Source organism: Ornithinibacillus sp. 4-3 (assembly GCF_040958695.1).
Taxonomy (GTDB): Bacteria; Bacillota; Bacilli; order Bacillales; family Amphibacillaceae; genus CALAMD01.
This window is the reverse complement of record NZ_CP162599.1, coordinates 3,248,065-3,266,896: the sequence shown is the minus strand read 5'-3', so window position 1 is coordinate 3,266,896 and position 18,832 is coordinate 3,248,065. Positions and strand designations below refer to the sequence as shown.

Here is an 18,832-nt window from a genome sequence, read left to right as displayed (position 1 = left end):
ATAAAAACGAAAATTCTAAAAATTCCCACCAAAATGAACGGAGATGAATATATTGTTTAAAGAAAACTTTTATAATGATTTGAAAGAATTAGCAGCAATTCCTGGAGCCCCAGGCCATGAATATCATGTAGTGAAGCGTTTAGTAGAGCTGATAAAACCACATGCTGATAAGGTTGAAGTTGATCATATGGGGAACTTATACGCTTATTTAGAAGGTAATCAACCTGGTCCAACCGTTATGATAGGTGCTCACTCTGATGAAATTGGTGCATTAGTTAGCACCATTGAAAAAGATGGATTCTTACGTATTGAAGGACTTGGTGGGGTATCTGAAGCATTATTAATCGGGCGTAAAGTGGAAGTTAACGGGCATTTTGGTGTAGTTGGTGTGAAGGCAGGGCATCATCAAGCGCCAGATGAAAAACGCACAGCACCTCCAATGAATCAATTATATGTAGATGTTGGTGCGAAATCTTTTGATGATGTCATTGAAATGGGAATAAACATTGGTGATCCAGTTACATATATTAGTGGTATTGATCGTTTTACAAACCCGGATTTAATTTGTGGAAAGGCAATTGATAATAGAAGCTGTTGTTTATTATTAATTGAGTTATTTAAAAATCTACAAGAACGTAATTTTAGTGGGAAGCTTGTTGGAGTAGTTACTGCACAAGAAGAGGTAGGCTTACGTGGAGCAAAAGTTTCTACTTACAAGGTCAATCCAGATTATGCAATTGTTATTGATACGATTGCATGTGGAGATACACCAGATGTAGATTCTTATCCAGTAGAAATAGGGAAAGGCCCTGTTTTTCCTCTGTTAGCAGCAGGACAAAAATCCGCAAATGGAAATATAATGGCACATCAAATGAAAGATTTATTTGTACGTTTCTCAAAAGAAGAAAATCTGCCATATCAGTTGTCCGTAACAGCGAATGGATCTTCAGATGTTTCTGCAGTTCATCTTGTGAAAGAAGGGGTGCTATCAGGAGCAATTGTAATCGCTCGACGCTATTCACATTCTCCAGTAGAGGTAGCTGACTTAAATGATTTCGAAACTGCCTATAAACTATTGGAAGCACTTGTGAAGAACATAGATAAATGGGGAAATATGGATTTTGTAAAGTAAATAACTAAGAAAGCAATATGAAGTAAGCTGTTTTGAGACTGAGGCAAAAGGAAAACTAAGCTTGAAATCCAAACAATATTCAAGTGAAGCGTAGGAAATATACGTAGATTCCTCGTCGGCTAAAGTCGGTCACGTCCTGTGACCAACGCCGACACTAGGACATCGTGCCCGTCGTGGTAGGAAGGCCTAGGTGAGACCCCGCAGTGCACAGCACGAGGAGGCTCTCCAGCCGCCCATGGAAAGCGAAGTATATTTCCGAAGCGGTTATTTGCACAATTTATGTTTGGATTAGCTAAGTAATAAATTCTTTTGTCCCAGCTTCAAAATGGCTTTTTTACTTTATAAAAATGAAGTGATACTTAATTTATTTAAGTAAAAATGTAAAAAGTCATTGACTTTATCAATTTGCTTGGTTAAGATTAACATTAATTATTCAGAAAATTTGATTGGATGAAACCGGTCAGACTTTGGTTAGCTACATTTTAGGGTGCGTGGCTAGTCTGTAATAAAAAATGGATAAAAGGAGAAATGAATGATGAGAGCAGCAGATGCAATTGTAGAATTATTGATTGCGAATAATGTAGAGGTAGTTTTTGGTATCCCGGGTGATACAAGTATGACTTTCCATAATGCGTTTGAGAAATATAAAGATCAAATTAAATATATCTCTTGTCGTGACGAGCGTCATGCAGGTTATATGGCAGATACGTATGCAAGAGTTTCAGGTAAACCAGGTGTTGTTGATGTACCAAGTGGTGGAGGGGTACTATACGTTGCAGCAGCACTTAGTGAAGCAAATTCATCTTCTATTCCTATTATTTGCTTCTCTTCAGACATTTCTAGAAGCAGTGAAGGTACAGGAGCACTTACAGAACTAAGACAAGAGGATTTCTTAAGACCAGTTACTAAATGGAATACGACATTAAAATTAGCTTCGAAGGTTCCACACACGATTAAAAAGGCTTTTCGTATTGCAACAAGTGGAAGACCTGGAGCAATTCATATTTCTGTTCCAGAAGATATCCATGAGGCGGAGTTTGATTATGCGCCAGCAGATTTACAGGCAACTAGTAAAATTTCCTTTAGAAATGCACCGGCAGCGGAAGAAGTTGAAAAGGTATACCAATTATTAGCTCAGGCAAAACGTCCGATTGTTTTAGCTGGCGGTGGTGTTCATTTATCAAAAGCTTATGAAGAGCTAGAGAAATTTATGAATGACAATGCGATTCCTGTTGTTACATCGATTAATGGAAAAGGAAGTGTAGCTGAAACTTCACCACATGCAGTAGGTGTAATTGGAGTGAACGGCGGAACAGATGAAACAAATGACGTTATTAAAGAATCTGATTTCATACTAGTCCTCGGTTCGAAATTGAATAATGTAACAACGGTAGCAAAAACAATTTTCAAAAGTAATCCAAAGGTTGTTCAAGTTGATATTAGTGAAGAAATGCTTGATTTAAATATTCCAACAGAAGTAGCGTTAATGTGTGATGTCAACTTGTTCTTAAAAGAACTAAATAAATGTGTGGAGAATTCTGGTAAGGATTTCAAACAGGATTTACAAGCATGGACAGCACAGTACCAGAAAAGTGTGGAAGAAAAATTTGCGCGTGTTGCTGAAGAGGTGAATGCTTCTACAAACTTTGTGAATGCAGCGAAAATTGTTGATCAACTAGATAAGCAAGCAGATGATAATTCTGTTTTCGTTATGGATGCTGGTACACAAAATCCATACATGGCATCAAACTTTAAGACGAAAAAAGCAGGAAGAACAGTTGTATTTGATCGTGGACATGGGAACCTAGGTTATGCGCTTTCTGCATCAATTGGTGCTAAAGTTGCTAGTCCTGATTCAAAGGTATTTTCTTTGTTTGGAGATGGAAGCTTTGCAATGTCTGTTGGAGAATTAGAGACAGCGAAAAGATTGAATCTATCAATCGTGTTCATCTTATTCCAAAATAATAGTTATGGATGGATTAAAAAGCTTCATCAGCTTTATTATGATGAGAAATATATTGCGGTAGACTTCGCGGCAATTGATGGAGAAAAAATTGCAGAAGGGTTTGGAATTAAGAGTATAACAATTGATAGTGATGAAAAATTAGAAGAAGGAATTAAATGGGCAATAGAGCAAGATGGTCCAGTATTTTTAAATGCATTAATTGATCCGATTACGGATATTGTTCCTCCAGTAACAAATTGGCGTACAGACAGTAAGATTGATCCGAAAGATCGTAAAGCACTTACTTATTAAGAATCGGCTTATATTTGATAGGGGAGATAGAAATGAAAAGACTGATTCCGTTCCTTGCAGTTTTAATATCTGCATTATTAATGGTGGTTGGATGTAGTTCGAGTAATCCTTCAGGAGCTACAGATGAAAATGAAGAAAGTGGAAATCAGTCGGAGAATTCAGTATTGAAGGTTGCTTTACCAACGCAGCCTCCAACACTGGATCAACCGACAAGTACAGCGACAGTAACACGTGATGCGGCGAGATTAATGTATGAAACATTGGTTACTACAGATTCTGAGTATAAGGCTGTTCCGATGTTAGCGGAATCTGTAGACGTTAGTGATGATAATAAGATTTATACATTTAAATTACGAGAGGGAGTTAAATTTCATAATGGTGATGAAATGCTGGCCGAAGATGTAATCGCTTCCATGGAGAGATGGGTAGAAAAATCTTCTGTGACTGGTTCAATGTTTGAGGGAGCAACCTGGGAAGCTGATGGTGATTATACTGTTGTGCTTCAATTAGAATCTCCATCTGTGTTTGTACTAGACACAATGGCATCTCAAAAAATGGCAGCTGCAATTATGCCAAAAGAAATTGTAGATGAAGCAGATGCTGATGGAGTAAAAGAATATATTGGTACGGGCCCGTACAAGTTCGTAGATTGGAAACAAGATCAGTATATTCACTTTACAAAAAATGAAGATTATCAACCTGTAGATGAACCTGCAGATGGTTTAGCAGGAGAAAAAATTGCTAATATAGATGATATTTATCTTTATATCGTAACAGATTCTTCTACGAGATATACGGGTTTACAAACAGGTGAATATGACCTTATTTATACAGTGCCATTTGATAGCTATGATCAATTGAAAAATGAGACGAATGTTTATCCGGTATTTGATACTTATGGGGAAACATTAATTGTATATAATGAAAATGAAGGAATTTCATCGAATCTAAAATTCAGACAAGCACTAAATGCTGCGTATGATGTAGAACAAATGATGTTTGCAGCATTTGTTGATGAAGATTTATACTGGCTGCACCCGAGTTATATGACCAAAACGGTAACTAACTGGGCTACTGATGCAGGTAAAGAATTCTATAACCAACATGATCTAGATAAAGCTAAACAATTATTAGAAGAATCTGATTACAATAACGAAGAATTACGGGTATTAACAACAAGAGATTATCCTCAATTTTATAATATTGCGGTAGTGATGGAAGAACAACTAAAAGCAATTGGTGTCAATGTGAAATTAGAAATATATGACTGGCCAACTTTATTAGAGAAGCAAGAGCAACCAACTGAATGGGATGCTTCTGTTATCGGTTCATCCATAGTAACTACACCTTCGCAACTATTGTATATTAGTCCATCGTTTGCAGGTGGAAAGAGAAACGAAACTATTTTAGGGTTAAAAGATCAAATTGAAGATGCATCTACCTTAGAAGAGGCACAAGTGTTATGGGAGGAATTACAACAATATGCTTGGGAAGAGCATTTACCTATAACAATGTTAGGCGGTTATAATAATTTATATGGAGCTAACAATAAGGTGCAAGGAATCGAAACATTAACAGGTCCAATCTTCTGGAATGCAACGATCGAAAATTGATAAAATAATATTTCATGCAGTGGGAGAGTATTCTTGATACCTACTGCATGTTTTTTAAGCCAATTCATAAAATATATCTACCATTATCTAAAAAAATAAAACAAAAGCAATTCATAGTTATTTTGTCGGAAATGTATGATATACTGTTTTGAGATTTGTTTTACACATAAATTATCACAATTAGGAGCGTACAAAAATGAAAAAATTTAAGTGTATAGTCACATTAATTTTCCTGGTAGGTATAGTCGCATTAGTAGGTTGTAGTTCAAATACAGAAGAAGATAATAACGGCAATCCAAGTGAAGAGAAAAAGGAAGTTTTTAATGTCGCATTAAACTCGCAGCCTCCAACACTCGATCAGCCAATTAGTACAGCATCAGTAACGCGTGATATTGGCCGTTTAATTTTTGAAACATTGGTATCAACAGATTCTGATTATCAGGCTGTGCCACAATTAGCAGAAGAAATAGAAGTGAGTGATGATGGTAAGGTGTACACTTTCCATTTGCGAGAAGGTGTAATGTTTCATAATGATAAAGAAATGGTGGCAGAGGATGTTGTAGCATCAATGAATCGTTGGCTAGAAAAATCCTCGATTACTGGAAATATTTTTGATGGTGCAACATGGACAGCGGAAGATGATTATAAGGTTGTGTTGGAACTGAAACAACCTTCCGCATTAACTTTAGATACTTTGGCTTCATCTAAGCAATCTGCAGCAATTATGCCTAAAGAAATAGTGGAAGCTGCTCCAGATGAAGGTGTCGAAGAATACATTGGGACAGGGCCTTTTCAATTTGAAGAATGGAGACAAGATCAATATATTCATTTGAAAAAATTTGCTGACTACCAATCTGCTGAGGGAGAAGCGGATGGACTAATTGGAAAGAAGGAAGTATTGTTTGAAGACTTATACTTCCATATTGTTCAAGATACAACGACACGTCTAGCAGGATTACAGACAGGTGAATATGATTTTGCATATGGTCTGTCATTTGATTACTATGAGGAACTATTAGAAAACCCAGATTTACAAGCAGTTATTTCACCTTCTGCAAATGATTTAATTGCTTTTAACACAGTAGAAGGTGTTGCATCAGATTTTAAAATACGTGAAGCAATTAATACTGCTTTAGATAGTGAAGAGATTATGTTAGCGGCTTTTCATAATCCAGATTTATATTGGCTAGATTCAGGATATATGGATGTCGCATTAACGAATTGGGCTAGCACAGCTGGAAGTGAATATTATAATCAGAATGATCCTGAAAAAGCACAAGAAATATTAGAAGAAGCTGGTTATAATGGAGAAGAAGTAAGAATTTTAACGACAAGAGATTATGATCACTTATATAATATTGGAGTAGTTGTGCAAGAGCAATTGAAGAATATTGGTATGAATGCATCTTTAGAGATTTACGATTGGCCAACTGCATTAGAGATGCAGTCAAATGCAACAAATGAGTGGGATATATTTGTTTCTTCATCACAAACGGTAAGTACTCCACCACAATTAGTTGTTTTAAGTCCGACATGGGGTGCAGGCTTTGACGATTCAAAAGTTACTGATTTAATGTCAGAAATTGAAACGGCAACAACTTTAGAAGAAGCTCAAGAACTTTGGGATGAGTTACAGCTTTATGCTTGGGAAGAACTTTTACCAGTTGTTCAATTAGGTGGTAATAATCGTTTTGATGCTGCAAGAAGTAATGTTGAAGGAATGACAGCATTTTCAGGTCCGATTTTTTGGAATGTGAGTGTCACAGAATAAAGTTTTAGAAATAGGTCAGAGATATAAGTCGCTTTCCAAGCTTGAGGGGAGCGACTTATATCCTATATTGGTTTAAGAAAAGAGGGATTTGATGACATCGCAAAAAGATGTGAGGCATTTTCTAAATGACAATCAGGAAAAGTTTAAAGACATTAGTAAGTTTATTTTTGAAAATCCAGAAACAAAATTTGCGGAATTTATATCCTCTGATTATTTAGCAAAACAATGTGAGGAAGCTGGTTTTACAGTGGAGCGCAATGTGGCAAATATGGAAACAGCGTTTATAGCAACATATGGAAGCGGCTCTCCAGTTATCGGATTTATCGGTGAATATGATGCATTACCAGGATTGAATCAAGAAGCATTTAATTTAGCATATGAAAGATCAGAGAAAGCTGGACATGCCTGTGGTCATAATTTATTAGGAACAGGAGCATTTGCTGCTGCTTGTGCAGTAAAAAAATACTTGCAAGAAAATAATCTACCTGGAACAGTTAAATATTTTGGTTGTCCTGCAGAAGAAGGCGGATCTGGAAAAACATTTATGGTACGTGATGGTTTGTTTAACGGAGTAGATGCTGCGTTAACCTGGCATCCATCTTCAGTAAATGGAATTATGAGTCTAACGAGCTTGGCTTATTGTCAGGTAAAATTTAAATTTAAAGGAACTTCCTCTCATGCAGCAATCTCACCTGAATTAGGAAGAAGTGCACTAGACGCAGTAGAGATTATGAATGTTGGGGCTAATTATTTAAGAGAGCATATTACATCAGAAGCGCGCATGCATTATGCGGTGACAGATACAGGTGGGGTTTCGCCGAATGTGGTTCAAGATACAGCTGAAGTATTATATATGATTCGTGCTCCAAAGAGTACTCAAGTGCAACATATTTATGAACGTGTTTGTAAGGTTGCTGAAGGTGCAGCAATAATGACAGAAACAGAATTGTCGATTAACTTCCATAATGCTTGTTCGGAGTACATTCCAAATCGTGCTTTAGAAAAGATATTATATAACAGTTTAGAGAAAACTGAAACTGTGGAAATTACAGAAGCAGATAATGATTTTGCAAAGGATGTATGGAATACTTTGACAGAAGCTGAGCAACAAGGATACATACAAGGAATGAAAGGATTCGGTTATACAGGAGATGGAAGTGATTTAGAAGGGAAATATTTAACGGACTTTATCGCTCCTTATGTAGAATCCGAGGAAATATTATTTGGTTCAACGGATTTATCAGATGTGAGCTGGGTCGTTCCTACAGCGAAGGTTACTACTGCTACAGCAGCCATTGGTACGGCGTTACATACATGGCAAATGACAGCACAAGGACTAAGTGACTTTGCGAATAAAGGAATGCTGAGAGCGGCAGAAGCGCTAGCACTAACAGGTATTCGTTTGTTTGAAAATGAGAAAGCATTAGCTACAGTGAAGCAAGAGTTTGATTTGTTTAGAAAGCAAAATCCATATACTTGTCCAATTCCGGATGGTGTGGAACCAAAGAATTAAGTTGAGAGGTGCCCTATATGCATTTTACATTTGATCATGTTGTACATTATATGAATGAACCAAAGCAGGCAATACCTTTTCTAAAAGAGCAAGGAATTCATGCTGTGATGGGTGGGAAGCATCCTGATTTAGGTTCTTATAATATATTAAGTTATTTTGATTTATCTTATATCGAGTTTTTTGGTGTAGAAGATAAAGAAGTTTTTACGAAGATCAACCATTTACCACATACATTGATGCAATCCATTATTAATGATGATTTCGCAGAGGGCTTCTCTCGTTTAGTTGTCAGCACTAATGATATCAAGCGAGCGGCAGCGCATTTCAAGGCAGAAGGATTAACAGTAAACGGGCCAATGAAGCGCGCGCGAAAACGTCCAGATGGATCAGAAGTCACTTGGCAATTATTATATGTAGGCACGGATGATGCTACATTAGAAATGCCTTATATTATTCAATGGGATGAGGCAGAAGAAGAGAGAAAAGACGAATTAACAAGCAAGGGGATTATTGCTCCACATGAAGAAGACTACCTATTAAAAGAAGTATTATTAGCAGTACATGATGTAGATGAAACGGTGAGGAAATGGATACGTCTTTTAAAGCTTGAAGAACTAGGTGAATCTTTTGTTGATGATGCTTTGCAAGCAAGATGTCGTAAGCTAAGCCTCCCAGGTGGAAATCTGCAGTTTTGTAGCCCAATCGATGAAGGTATTGTTTCATCTGTATTGGCAACTCGTGGAGAAAAAATTTTCCAAGTGAATCTATCAGGTGGAAAAGAAAAGGGTTTATTTGAGCTGGCAAATGGGAGATATGAGAAGAAATAAATAAGCATATATTTTCAGGCGCGATTTTAATTAGAATCGCGCCTTTCGTGTTATGATAAACTGTGAAAAAGAGGTGAGTGATATGGCAAATATTGATTTTCATCCAGTATGGGACGAACAAGTCACAGATTTAGAAAGGGAACGCCTTCTTCAATTTGCGAGTGGGAAAATCATAGAACAAGATATGTTATCTATTATCTTGTTTCGTGGGAAGTATAAGAAAAATGGGGCAATTGTTGCAACCGTTTTGATTGGGAATGGTTATGACAGGATGATTCATTTGAAAAAGGTGCATGTTGAAGTATTAGCGCAAGATGGAGAACCCATTGCGAGAGAAAGTTTCACAACGGATTTACAAATAAAAGCTAATGCTTGGCAGCCATGGTCATTTGTTTTTCAAAAAGAATCCATGCTAACAGAAGATAAGTCAAAAAACACAGCATGGATAGTGGAAATCGAAAATCAATCCTAGCCACAGCTGTAGCTAGGATTGATAAGTTAAAATGGTAGCTGATTTACTTCATGAAATGGATAGCATTCCATTTTTGGCTTCGTAATTTGAAATACCGATAGATCAAGTGTTGATAATCCAGGTGAATCAACGGTAATAATTTTTGAGCTAATCGGATTAAATCCTGCCCGGAAATGACTGCTTGATTTTAAACCAACTACCTTATACTCAGAAATATCAATGCCATGCAGTGTGAAAAACACTTCATCTTTTACTTGTGTGTTAATCGAGGTTACAAGTACGTCTACTCCGTTAATAATTAAGCGGGCAGACTTTCCAAGATTAACCTGATTTCCACGTCCCATAGGCGAAGATTGAATAAATTTTCCATCTGTAAGTGATTTTACATAGGCATGTACTTTTAAAGATTCTCCGTGTAAGTCATCTGTTTTACCGCCAAGATTGACATCAATATACGTACCAGCTCCAGCTTTATGTGCGATATTGGCAACTTCTGGATCACACATAAATCCGAAGCAAGACTTCTCGATTTTTGCTTCAAGCATGGCACGTAGTAAATATGTTCCATCCCCAGGTGTTCCAGCACCAGGGTTGTCAGAAGTTTCATTGAGGATTACTGAGTTTCCTTCATGGGCTAATGCTAGCTTTAATCCTCCCTCTGGTGAAGGGTGATTAACAAATAACTCTTCTTTAACATTCCAAATTTCTCTAGCAATCTGTTTTGCAGTGTGCTCTGCTAACTCCGGATCATCATTCGTAGTGACAAGCACACTCACTCCCATTTGTTCAATGTCTGTATATGGGAATCCATGATAAATGGTACAGTCTAAAACCTTTTCATCTTGTTCTGCCTGTGCGCATGCATCATTTAAATCTTTCATTGGAGAGAGTTCTGTTGTATAAGTTGGCATAATCAATGGTAAGTTTATTAAATGGGTAACTGGCTTGATTCTACTTTCTGTATATTGTTTCAATAGTGTAATAGTTTCGTAGCCAATTTCATAACAATCCTCATGTGGATACAAAATATTCCCGAGCGTAATATCTGCATTTGAAACCATTTGTTCTGTTAAATTTGCATGTAAATCAAGGGAGACAACAATAGGTATATCACTACCGACTTCTGATCGAACTGCTTGGAGTAAATCGCCTTCCATATCGTCAATTCCTTCTACTACACCAGCACCATGCAAAGATAAAGCGATCGCATCAAAGGATTCTTGGCTTCTAATTGCATCTAACAACTCGTTTTTAAGACGTAAATATGTTTCTTCTGGAATAAGACCAGCAGGGAGGGCCATTGCGGATAATGTTGGTACATATTCTATACCATTATCTTCACATGCGGCAATCATACCACCTAAATAATAACGAACTCCACGGTGTTTTTGAATTACATCTGTACCATAGTGTAAGTCCCATTCTTTAAACTTTGCAATATCTGTAGGTACATTGGAAAAGGTATTCGTTTCATGGATAAGCTGCCCGATTAAAATTTTCATGCTAAAAAATTCCTCCTTGTGTATGCTTTTTATCTATTCTACTATAAGGGAAAGTAGAGAAGAAATAATTTGTTGTAAATTCAGAATATAATTAGCATAGTAGTATTTACTATTATTGGAGATATGAAATCATTATAATTAATATATGGATTTGGAATGAGTGGAGGAGTAAATATGAGTCAACGTGTTATTGTAGTTGGTGGTGGGATCATTGGTGCGTCAACTGCTTATTATGGAGCAAAGGCAGGGATGGATGTCATTTTATTAGAGAGTGATTACATTGCTGCAGGGACGTCTTCTGCATGTGATCAAGGAATTTTACTGCAGACAAAAAAGCCAGGGCCAACTTTAAATTTAGCAATAGAAAGCTCGAAAATGTACGAGCAATTAGAAGAAGAGCTCGGTGCCGATATAGAATATAAAAAAGGCGGCGGGTTAATTATTATGGAAAATGAACTGGAAAAGGAAATGGTCGAAAAACACGCTGATCAGCTCCGCCAGTTTGGAATAAAAATAGATTCACTATCAACAAAGGAAGTACGCGCAAAGCAACCGGAATTAGGGGAGCATTTACTTGGAGCCACATGGTGTGCGGATGACGCAAAAGTAAACTCTATGAAGGCCAGCTTTGAACTGGTGAACGCGGCAGAGCGTCTTGGTGCTGAGGTTCGCTATGGAGCAAAGGTAACACGCATTTTAACAGAGGGAGATCGTGTTATTGGTGTAGAAGTGAACAAAGAAAAAATATATGCAGATAAAGTAATCTTAACGACAGGGGTATGGACGGCGCCATTAGTTGAAGACTTAGGAGTTGAGCTTCCAATCATTCCTAGACGAGGACATATTCTAGTGACGGAAAAATTACCACCAACACTTCATTCAAATATTTTAAGTGGTGCCTATATAGCAGCGAAGAGTAAAGGAAATGAAGTGGATCCAAATAATCCAGCAGGTGTAGGCTTAGTCATTGGTCAAGTTGCCAGTGGTAATATATTAATAGGTGGTTCTAGAGAGTTTGTGGGCTTTAAACAAGGTACATCAGATGCTATTGTGCGGGCAATAAGTACAGCAGCGGCACAAGCTTTCCCAAAGCTAGCCGATACTCGTATCATTCGCGCGTTTATAGGATTTCGTCCATTTACGGCAGATGGCTTACCTATTATTGGAGCAATAAGTCAGCTTCCAGGTCTCTATATTTGTGCTGGACATGAAGGAGACGGAATTGCGTTAGCGCCTGTGTCTGGTAGAGTTATTACGGAAATTGTCGCTGGCAAAGAAACTTTTATGGATATGTCACCTTTTTCACCAGATCGTTTTTGTAAGGTGCAGCAAGTTTAAAAAATTAACATGAAATAAATCATAATGGAGGGCTAGATAAAATGGATTTTCAATTTGATCATCTTGTTCATTATATGGAAGACCCACATCAAGCAATTGCAGATTTAAAAGAAGAGGGTATCCATGCGGTAGAGGGAGGAAAGCATGGAAATCGGCCAACTTTTAATGTACTTACTTATTTTGATTTAAGCTATATTGAAATTATCGGTACATCGGATAAACAAACCCTTGAACAAATGAACCACCCTAGGCATAGTATGATTGAGACGATTATAGAAAGTGATTATAATGAAGGTTTTGTACGTTTTGTAGTACGAACTTCAGATATTCAGCAAGCAGCTGAACATTTTCGCAGTAAAGGCTTAACCGTAAATGGTCCAGTTCCATTAAGTAGAAAACGTCCAGATGGTACATTATTAGAATGGAATTTGCTTTTTATTGGTAAAGAAGATGAAGACCTCCAGCTTCCATATATTATTCAATGGAATGAATCAGACGCTGAGAGAAGAGAGGATCTAACAAAACGTGGAGTAATTGCGCCACACGATACAGAAGCGGAATTTTCGCATGTGCATTTTGCGGTACATGATGTGAATCAGGTGATTAAGAATTGGTCGGAATGGCTGGACTTACCTGAAATTGGCGAAGCATATGTGGATGATAAACTTCAAGCAACATGTCGCACATTGGGGTTACCAGGAGGAAATCTTGTTTTCTGTGAACCAATTGGTGAAGGATTAGTAGCTAATATCCTAAAAGAGCGTGGAGAAAAACCGTTCCAGGTGAATTTTAAAGGAAACATAGCGAAAGACTTCGAAATCTCAGGCGGACGTTATCATTTAGAAGAGAAATAGTTGTAGATTTAGTTGTTAAGATAAAAGTGTATGCTTCTATGTCTAAGAAGTCAGGCATTCAATTACACTACAATAAAACACCCTATAAAGTAGTCATTAAAAAAGACTATTTTATAGGGTGTATTTTATTGAGGAAATAAAAGAAGTTTTGTATTCAAGTTTAATCATGAATATGAAAAAAAGTGAAAAATTCTCATACAGGACAATATAGAATGGTAAATGCCTGTAAAGGAGCTTAGAGTCTTAGCAAATAAGATTATTAGCCAGAATAATATTATTCCAGGGAATTATCTGAATAATATTGACGAATTGGGTTTTAGTATATTAGTATAATTGTATACAATTATACTAATATATGGAGGATGCTTATGAGGATTGTTAACAGTAATCCCCAAAACAGAAGAATTTCCACGAAAGATATCGCTTATTTTGAAATAAAAAAAAGAATTATTGAAGGTCAACTTCATCCAGGTGAGCCAATTGTTGAAGAGACTATATCCAATGAGCTAGGGATTAGTCGTACTCCTTTACGAGAGGCTTTACAAAGACTTGAATTCGAAACATTGGTTGTTAGACAAGTTAATGGACGTTTAAGAGTCGCGCCTGTATCTGTTAAGGAAGTTAGTGAAATTTTTCATGTTCGAAGTAGATTAGAGGGGATTGCTATTTTAGAGGCTACTGAAAATGCAACTGATAAAGACCTTCAGGAGTTGTCTAATATTATACATATGATTAAGGAAACCCCTAAAGATCGAGCAATTGATAACATTCTCTATTATGGTGGTCAGTTTCATACTTATATATATAACATGAGTAGGAATAAGACGGTCAGTAATATTTTATATCAACTAAACGACCATATTCACAGATATAGACGTTTAATTCCTACGACAAACTTGGATAAAATTCTTAAGGCAGGAGAAGAACATCAACATATCTTTAATTTTATGGCTAAAGGGGATAAAGTAGGTGCTGAATTAGCCATGATAGAACATATCCTTTCAAGTCTGGATCAAGTAATTAAGGCTGTTAAAGCTTATAAAAGCTTTGAATAAAGTGAAATGGTTTATATCTAATATAATTACTAAATTTATCGCTTTGCTACAAGATACTTCTGATGTCAGTATTTATAGAGTACTCAATGCCATATGAGACTACTTCAGAATGTTATCTTAAGCATTGCGGATAAGGGGAGAGAATATATAATGGACGAAAAAAATTATTCACTTAAAGATCTAGTTAATGATATCACGCAAATTGTTGAAGAGACAGAATTAGATAGTGAAAGGGTGGAAAGAACCGAGCGTTATGTCAGCAAGTTCATTCAGTCAGAAAATCCAATCCCTATCGAGGCGCTTCAATCTGATAAGAATCAGTATGCACGTCATTCTTTATATCGTGATCCTCAAGATCGATTTGAAATCCTTGCCTTAATATGGGAGCCAGGACAGAGGACAGGATTACATGATCATGATGGTACATGGGGAGTAGAAGGTATTGTAACAGGAAGAATGCGTATCCATAATTATTTACAAATGGAATCTTATCCAGAAGACAATAAGGTGAAATTAAGTTATTCTGGAACGATGAATTTAAATGCACTCAGTACAGGAGAGCTTTTGCCTCCAGCAGATTGTCATATATTACAGCCTGAAGGCAATGATACAGTTGTTACTATTCATGTATATGGGAAACAGCTTCGTCATTTTAAAGTATTTAAATCTACTGAGGAAGATAATATTTATACGGTTCATGACCATCCAGTAGGTTATACAACTGAATCGTTAATCACAATTTAATTAACATAAACGGGTAGGAGATTCTCCACCCGTTTTTTTATGGCTTATTTTATATGAAAGGCTTCCGTTTTTTTCTTAAGTATCCATTAAAAATGATTAATTAAATCAAATTCACAACTTAAGTATTATATATTGTAACCCTTTCTCAATTAGTGTATTAGACATGATTTTATAAATAAAATATTATTTTGAAATCAATTCATAGTTGTTTTATCGGAAAAGTATGGTATACTCGATTTTATCAAAATAAGAGAGCATAAAAAAACAGGGGAGGAATTAGATGTGAAGCAATTGTTTAGACCGGTATTTATAATATTATTATTAATTACGATAGGTCTCACTGCTTGTGGGAACAATGATGACAGTGAAACTGAAGATATAGAAAGTAACAATGCAAATCCAAATGAAGAATCAGTATTAAATATAGCGTTGGATGCAACGCCGGCAACAATGGATATTCCGAGAACTGCGGCAACAACTTCTCGTGATACAGGAATGCTGATGTTTGAAACGCTTGTTACAACGGATGCAGATTTTGAACCAATTCCGATGCTTGCTGAAAAAATTGACATTAGTGAAGATAATAAAAATTATATTTTTCATTTAAGACAAGGAATTAAGTTCCATAATGGAAAAGAAATGAAAGCAGAAGATGTGATCGCATCAATGGAGCGTTGGGCAGAGGTTTCTAGTGTGTCTGGAGAATTATTTAAAACAGCAACATGGTCAGAAATAGATGAATATACAGTAGAACTTGAATTAGCTTCCCCTTCATCGCTTACCTTAAATACATTAGCAACTGCAAAAGCAGCACCAGCAATTATGCCAAAAGAGATTGTTGATGCGGCACCAGCAGAAGGCATAGAGGAATATGTTGGAACAGGTCCTTATCAATTAGAAGAGTGGAGACAGGATCAATACATTCATTTTACAAAGCATGAGGAATACCAAGCAGTAGATTTACCAGCGACTGGTCTAGGTGGTAAGAAAGAAGCGTTAGTAGATAATATTTATTTTCATTTAGTATCAGATAGTTCTACACGTTTGGCTGGTTTACAATCAGGAGAATATGATTTTGCTTATAATATTCCTTATGATAATTATGAGTTATTGCAAAACACAGATGGTATAGACCCGATTTTAATCCCTGGATCTAACATGATTTTTAAATTGAATTTAACGGAAGGAATTGTCTCAAACCCAACAATTCGTAAAGCGATTAATTATGCATTAGATTATGATGAAGTGATGATGGCTGCATTTCCAAATAAAGACTTTTATTGGTTAGATCCAAGTTATATGCATGTAGATTTACCATTTTGGAAAAGCGATGCTGGCAGCGAGCACTTTAATCAAAATAATCAAGAGAAAGCAAAAGAATTATTAGAAGAAGCTGGGTATGATGGTGAAGAAATTAAAATAATGGCAACACGTGATTATGAATATATGTATACAATGGCTGTAGTACTGGAAGAGCAGCTTCAGAGAATCGGAATGAATACAAAATTAGAAGTATTTGACTGGCCAACAAAGACAGAGCGCCAAGCGGATCCTACATTATGGGATATTTTCCCATTAGGATTATCTATGGTCAGTACTCCGCCACAGCTCTTATCATTGAGCCCGACATGGGCAGGTGGAATTGCAGATAATTATATTACAGATCAAATAAAAGAGATTGAAAATGCAGCGAGCATTGAAGAATCAAGAGAAATTTGGGAAGACTTACAAGCGTATAACTGGGATTACTTACCGGTTATTAATTTAGGTGGAACAAGTACATTGTATGGGATAAGTGATAAGGTACAAGGTTTGGAATCGCCACTTGGACCGTTGTTTTGGAATGTGACAATAGAAGAATAGAAAAGATGAGGTTTCATGTAATTTATGAAAATGATGTTTGCAAGGAGGAATTATAGAATGGTAGTTTCAAGGTTTAAATCTGTACTTGGCCTGTTGATTATGATGTTGGTTTTAGCCGCTTGTCAAAGTACAGAGAATGAATCAAATCAAGCGAATGGTGAGGATACTGGTAGCGGTGAAAGTGAGGAGCTTAGGGTATCGATAAGTATCCAGCCACCAACACTTGATCCCCCGATGTCCACAGCGACGAAAACATCGCATGTAGCTCGAAATATTTTTGAAACGCTTGTGACATTAAATGCCGAGTATCAACCTGTACCCATGCTGGCAGACACAATTGACCAAAGTGATGATAGGCTGACATACACCTTTCATTTAAGAGAAGGTGTGTTATTTCATAATGGGAAAGAGATGGTTGCTGAGGATGTTGTCGCATCGATGAATCGTTGGTTAGACATCTCGGCAGGTGGAAAATTATTAGAAGGCGCAGTATTTGAAGAAGGGGATCCTTATACGGTTCTCTTAAAATTAGAAACTCCGATTGCAGATGTGTTGGAAATTATGGCTGATCATGTACAATTTCCTGCGATCATGCCTAAAGAAATAGTTGATACAGCAGAAGCAAGTGGAGTCACAGAGTATATTGGTACCGGACCTTTTCAGTTTAAAGAGTGGCGTCAGGATCAGTATATCCATTTAGAAAAGTTTGAGGATTATGTGGCAGTAGATGCACCTGCAGATGGGTTTAGTGGTAAAAAAGAAGCCTTTATCAACAATGTTTATTTTATGATTGTACCGGATCCAAGCACAACCTTTGCCGGTTTACAAACTGGAGAATTTGATATTGTGTATGATGTTTCGAATGATCAATATGAGCAACTTTTACAAGATGAAGCACTAAGTACCCGTCCTTACCATTTTGGTAGCCTTATTCTGTCGTATAACAAAAAGGAAGGACCGGCGACTGATCAGAAATTTAGGCATGCACTCAATGCGGCGATTAATTCCGATGATATAATGCAGGCTGGATTCGTGCATGAAGATCTTTTTGAAATTGATTCTGGATATATGACGAAGGATCGAACGAATTGGTATAGCGATAATGGAAGTGAGTTCTATAATCAAGCTGATCCAGAGAAAGCAAAACAGTTACTAGAAGAATCGGATTATAATGGAGAACCAATCACGCTCCTAACTTCACGTGATTACGAATTTATTTATAATGCATCTGTCGTTTTACAGGAGCAACTAGAACAAGTAGGAATCAATGTGGAATTAGAGCTTTATGATTGGCCAACCGTATTAGAAATGCGCCAGGATCCAGAATTATGGGATTTGCATATTAATGGAACTGCTACTCCTGTCACCCCTTCAAGCTTATTATTCTTGAACTATGATTGGGTAGGTTGGCCAGAACATCCTAAAATTGATGAATTACTAGCAGGCATTAAGGATGCAGTAGACCAGGAAGAAGCGAAGTCGCATTGGGATGAACTGCAAGAATTTGCCTGGGCAGACTATTTACCAATTTCTATCCTTGGACAATATAGTAATGTCATTGTTACTACAGATAAAGTAGTTGATTTCTCTGAATTCGAAGGTGGATTTCTTTGGAATACAAAGCTAGTAGAATAATAAGAAAAGTGCAAAGTTAGACAGTGCTATCTTTGAATAAGCATTAATTGCACAATTTTTATATTTTCCTATCTAAGAAAAAATAAAATAGTTGTCGGTGGCGGAATGATTAGGATTGTCTATAGTTTATTCCCCGCCACAGCTCTTATCATTAAATAGGCTTTTAAATCGTTCGTTTAGAGATCGATTTTATTTTTTAATTTTAATTCATAGTTTACTAATGTGAATAATGAGTTTTGAAGACAACAGGAGGGTA

General features: G+C 36.7%; 14 protein-coding genes. 13 read left to right on the top strand and 1 reads right to left on the bottom strand.

Going from position 1 to position 18,832, the window contains the following annotated elements:
• The first annotated feature begins 52 nt into the window (after positions 1 to 52).
• From AB4Y30_RS15865 to AB4Y30_RS15835, 7 genes are all read left to right on the top strand, one after another.
• Entirely contained in the window at positions 53 to 1,132 is a 1,080-nt protein-coding gene (locus tag AB4Y30_RS15865; protein ID WP_368653152.1) for a M42 family metallopeptidase, read from the top strand.
• A gap of 535 nt (positions 1,133 to 1,667) precedes the next feature.
• Entirely contained in the window at positions 1,668 to 3,389 is a 1,722-nt protein-coding gene (locus tag AB4Y30_RS15860; RefSeq protein WP_368653151.1) for a thiamine pyrophosphate-binding protein, read from the top strand.
• A 32-nt stretch (positions 3,390 to 3,421) separates the two neighbouring features.
• Positions 3,422 to 5,002, top strand: coding sequence for an ABC transporter substrate-binding protein (locus AB4Y30_RS15855; protein WP_368653150.1), 1,581 nt, complete (start codon positions 3,422 to 3,424; stop codon positions 5,000 to 5,002).
• A gap of 196 nt (positions 5,003 to 5,198) precedes the next feature.
• The gene (locus AB4Y30_RS15850; RefSeq protein WP_368653149.1) at positions 5,199 to 6,773 is read left to right on the top strand and encodes an ABC transporter substrate-binding protein; all 1,575 of its coding nucleotides are present in this window, start codon (positions 5,199 to 5,201) and stop codon (positions 6,771 to 6,773) included.
• 91 nt (positions 6,774 to 6,864) lie between these two features.
• Positions 6,865 to 8,286: an amidohydrolase gene (locus tag AB4Y30_RS15845; RefSeq protein ID WP_368653148.1), complete on the top strand. Its 1,422-nt coding sequence runs from the start codon at positions 6,865 to 6,867 to the stop codon at positions 8,284 to 8,286.
• 17 nt (positions 8,287 to 8,303) lie between these two features.
• Positions 8,304 to 9,113: a VOC family protein gene (locus AB4Y30_RS15840; protein ID WP_368653147.1), complete on the top strand. Its 810-nt coding sequence runs from the start codon at positions 8,304 to 8,306 to the stop codon at positions 9,111 to 9,113.
• 82 nt (positions 9,114 to 9,195) lie between these two features.
• On the top strand, positions 9,196 to 9,585 hold the full coding sequence (locus AB4Y30_RS15835) for an SLAP domain-containing protein (protein ID WP_368653146.1): 390 nt from the start codon (positions 9,196 to 9,198) through the stop codon (positions 9,583 to 9,585).
• Positions 9,586 to 9,611: 26 nt separating this feature from the next.
• Here AB4Y30_RS15835 and AB4Y30_RS15830 read toward each other — a convergent pair whose 3' ends face one another.
• Positions 9,612 to 11,087: a M81 family metallopeptidase gene (locus AB4Y30_RS15830; RefSeq protein WP_368653145.1), complete on the bottom strand. Its 1,476-nt coding sequence runs from the start codon at positions 11,085 to 11,087 to the stop codon at positions 9,612 to 9,614.
• Between the two features lie 174 nt (positions 11,088 to 11,261).
• Between AB4Y30_RS15830 and AB4Y30_RS15825 the strand changes: the two genes are divergently transcribed.
• The 6 genes from AB4Y30_RS15825 (at position 11,262) to AB4Y30_RS15800 (ending at position 18,576) form a co-directional block, all read left to right on the top strand.
• Complete coding sequence (locus tag AB4Y30_RS15825; protein ID WP_368653144.1) at positions 11,262 to 12,425, top strand: NAD(P)/FAD-dependent oxidoreductase; 1,164 nt, start codon at positions 11,262 to 11,264, stop codon at positions 12,423 to 12,425.
• A gap of 41 nt (positions 12,426 to 12,466) precedes the next feature.
• Positions 12,467 to 13,279 carry a VOC family protein gene (locus AB4Y30_RS15820; RefSeq protein WP_368653143.1) on the top strand — a complete coding sequence of 271 codons (813 nt, stop codon included), beginning with the start codon at positions 12,467 to 12,469 and terminating at the stop codon, positions 13,277 to 13,279.
• Positions 13,280 to 13,647: 368 nt separating this feature from the next.
• Positions 13,648 to 14,334, top strand: a complete 687-nt coding sequence (locus AB4Y30_RS15815) for a GntR family transcriptional regulator (RefSeq protein ID WP_368653142.1) — start codon at positions 13,648 to 13,650, stop codon at positions 14,332 to 14,334.
• A 150-nt stretch (positions 14,335 to 14,484) separates the two neighbouring features.
• Positions 14,485 to 15,078 (top strand): cysteine dioxygenase, encoded by a 594-nt coding sequence (locus AB4Y30_RS15810; RefSeq protein WP_368653141.1) that lies wholly within the window; start codon positions 14,485 to 14,487, stop codon positions 15,076 to 15,078.
• 282 nt (positions 15,079 to 15,360) lie between these two features.
• Positions 15,361 to 16,941 (top strand): ABC transporter substrate-binding protein, encoded by a 1,581-nt coding sequence (locus tag AB4Y30_RS15805; RefSeq protein WP_368653140.1) that lies wholly within the window; start codon positions 15,361 to 15,363, stop codon positions 16,939 to 16,941.
• Positions 16,942 to 16,998: 57 nt separating this feature from the next.
• On the top strand, positions 16,999 to 18,576 hold the full coding sequence (locus AB4Y30_RS15800) for an ABC transporter substrate-binding protein (protein WP_368653139.1): 1,578 nt from the start codon (positions 16,999 to 17,001) through the stop codon (positions 18,574 to 18,576).
• Positions 18,577 to 18,832 lie beyond the last annotated feature (256 nt).

What these genes read in the sequence shown, in the direction of transcription:
- AB4Y30_RS15860 (WP_368653151.1), top strand. Translation starts at nt 1,668, where the DNA reads ATGAGAGCAGCAGATGCAATTGTAGAATTATTGATTGCGAATAATGTA.
- AB4Y30_RS15855 (WP_368653150.1), top strand. Translation starts at nt 3,422, where the DNA reads ATGAAAAGACTGATTCCGTTCCTTGCAGTTTTAATATCTGCATTATTA.
- AB4Y30_RS15850 (WP_368653149.1), top strand. Translation starts at nt 5,199, where the DNA reads ATGAAAAAATTTAAGTGTATAGTCACATTAATTTTCCTGGTAGGTATA.
- AB4Y30_RS15845 (WP_368653148.1), top strand. Translation starts at nt 6,865, where the DNA reads ATGACATCGCAAAAAGATGTGAGGCATTTTCTAAATGACAATCAGGAA.
- AB4Y30_RS15840 (WP_368653147.1), top strand. Translation starts at nt 8,304, where the DNA reads ATGCATTTTACATTTGATCATGTTGTACATTATATGAATGAACCAAAG.
- AB4Y30_RS15835 (WP_368653146.1), top strand. Translation starts at nt 9,196, where the DNA reads ATGGCAAATATTGATTTTCATCCAGTATGGGACGAACAAGTCACAGAT.
- AB4Y30_RS15830 (WP_368653145.1), bottom strand. Translation starts at nt 11,087, where the DNA reads ATGAAAATTTTAATCGGGCAGCTTATCCATGAAACGAATACCTTTTCC.
- AB4Y30_RS15825 (WP_368653144.1), top strand. Translation starts at nt 11,262, where the DNA reads ATGAGTCAACGTGTTATTGTAGTTGGTGGTGGGATCATTGGTGCGTCA.
- AB4Y30_RS15820 (WP_368653143.1), top strand. Translation starts at nt 12,467, where the DNA reads ATGGATTTTCAATTTGATCATCTTGTTCATTATATGGAAGACCCACAT.
- AB4Y30_RS15815 (WP_368653142.1), top strand. Translation starts at nt 13,648, where the DNA reads ATGAGGATTGTTAACAGTAATCCCCAAAACAGAAGAATTTCCACGAAA.
- AB4Y30_RS15810 (WP_368653141.1), top strand. Translation starts at nt 14,485, where the DNA reads ATGGACGAAAAAAATTATTCACTTAAAGATCTAGTTAATGATATCACG.
- AB4Y30_RS15800 (WP_368653139.1), top strand. Translation starts at nt 16,999, where the DNA reads ATGGTAGTTTCAAGGTTTAAATCTGTACTTGGCCTGTTGATTATGATG.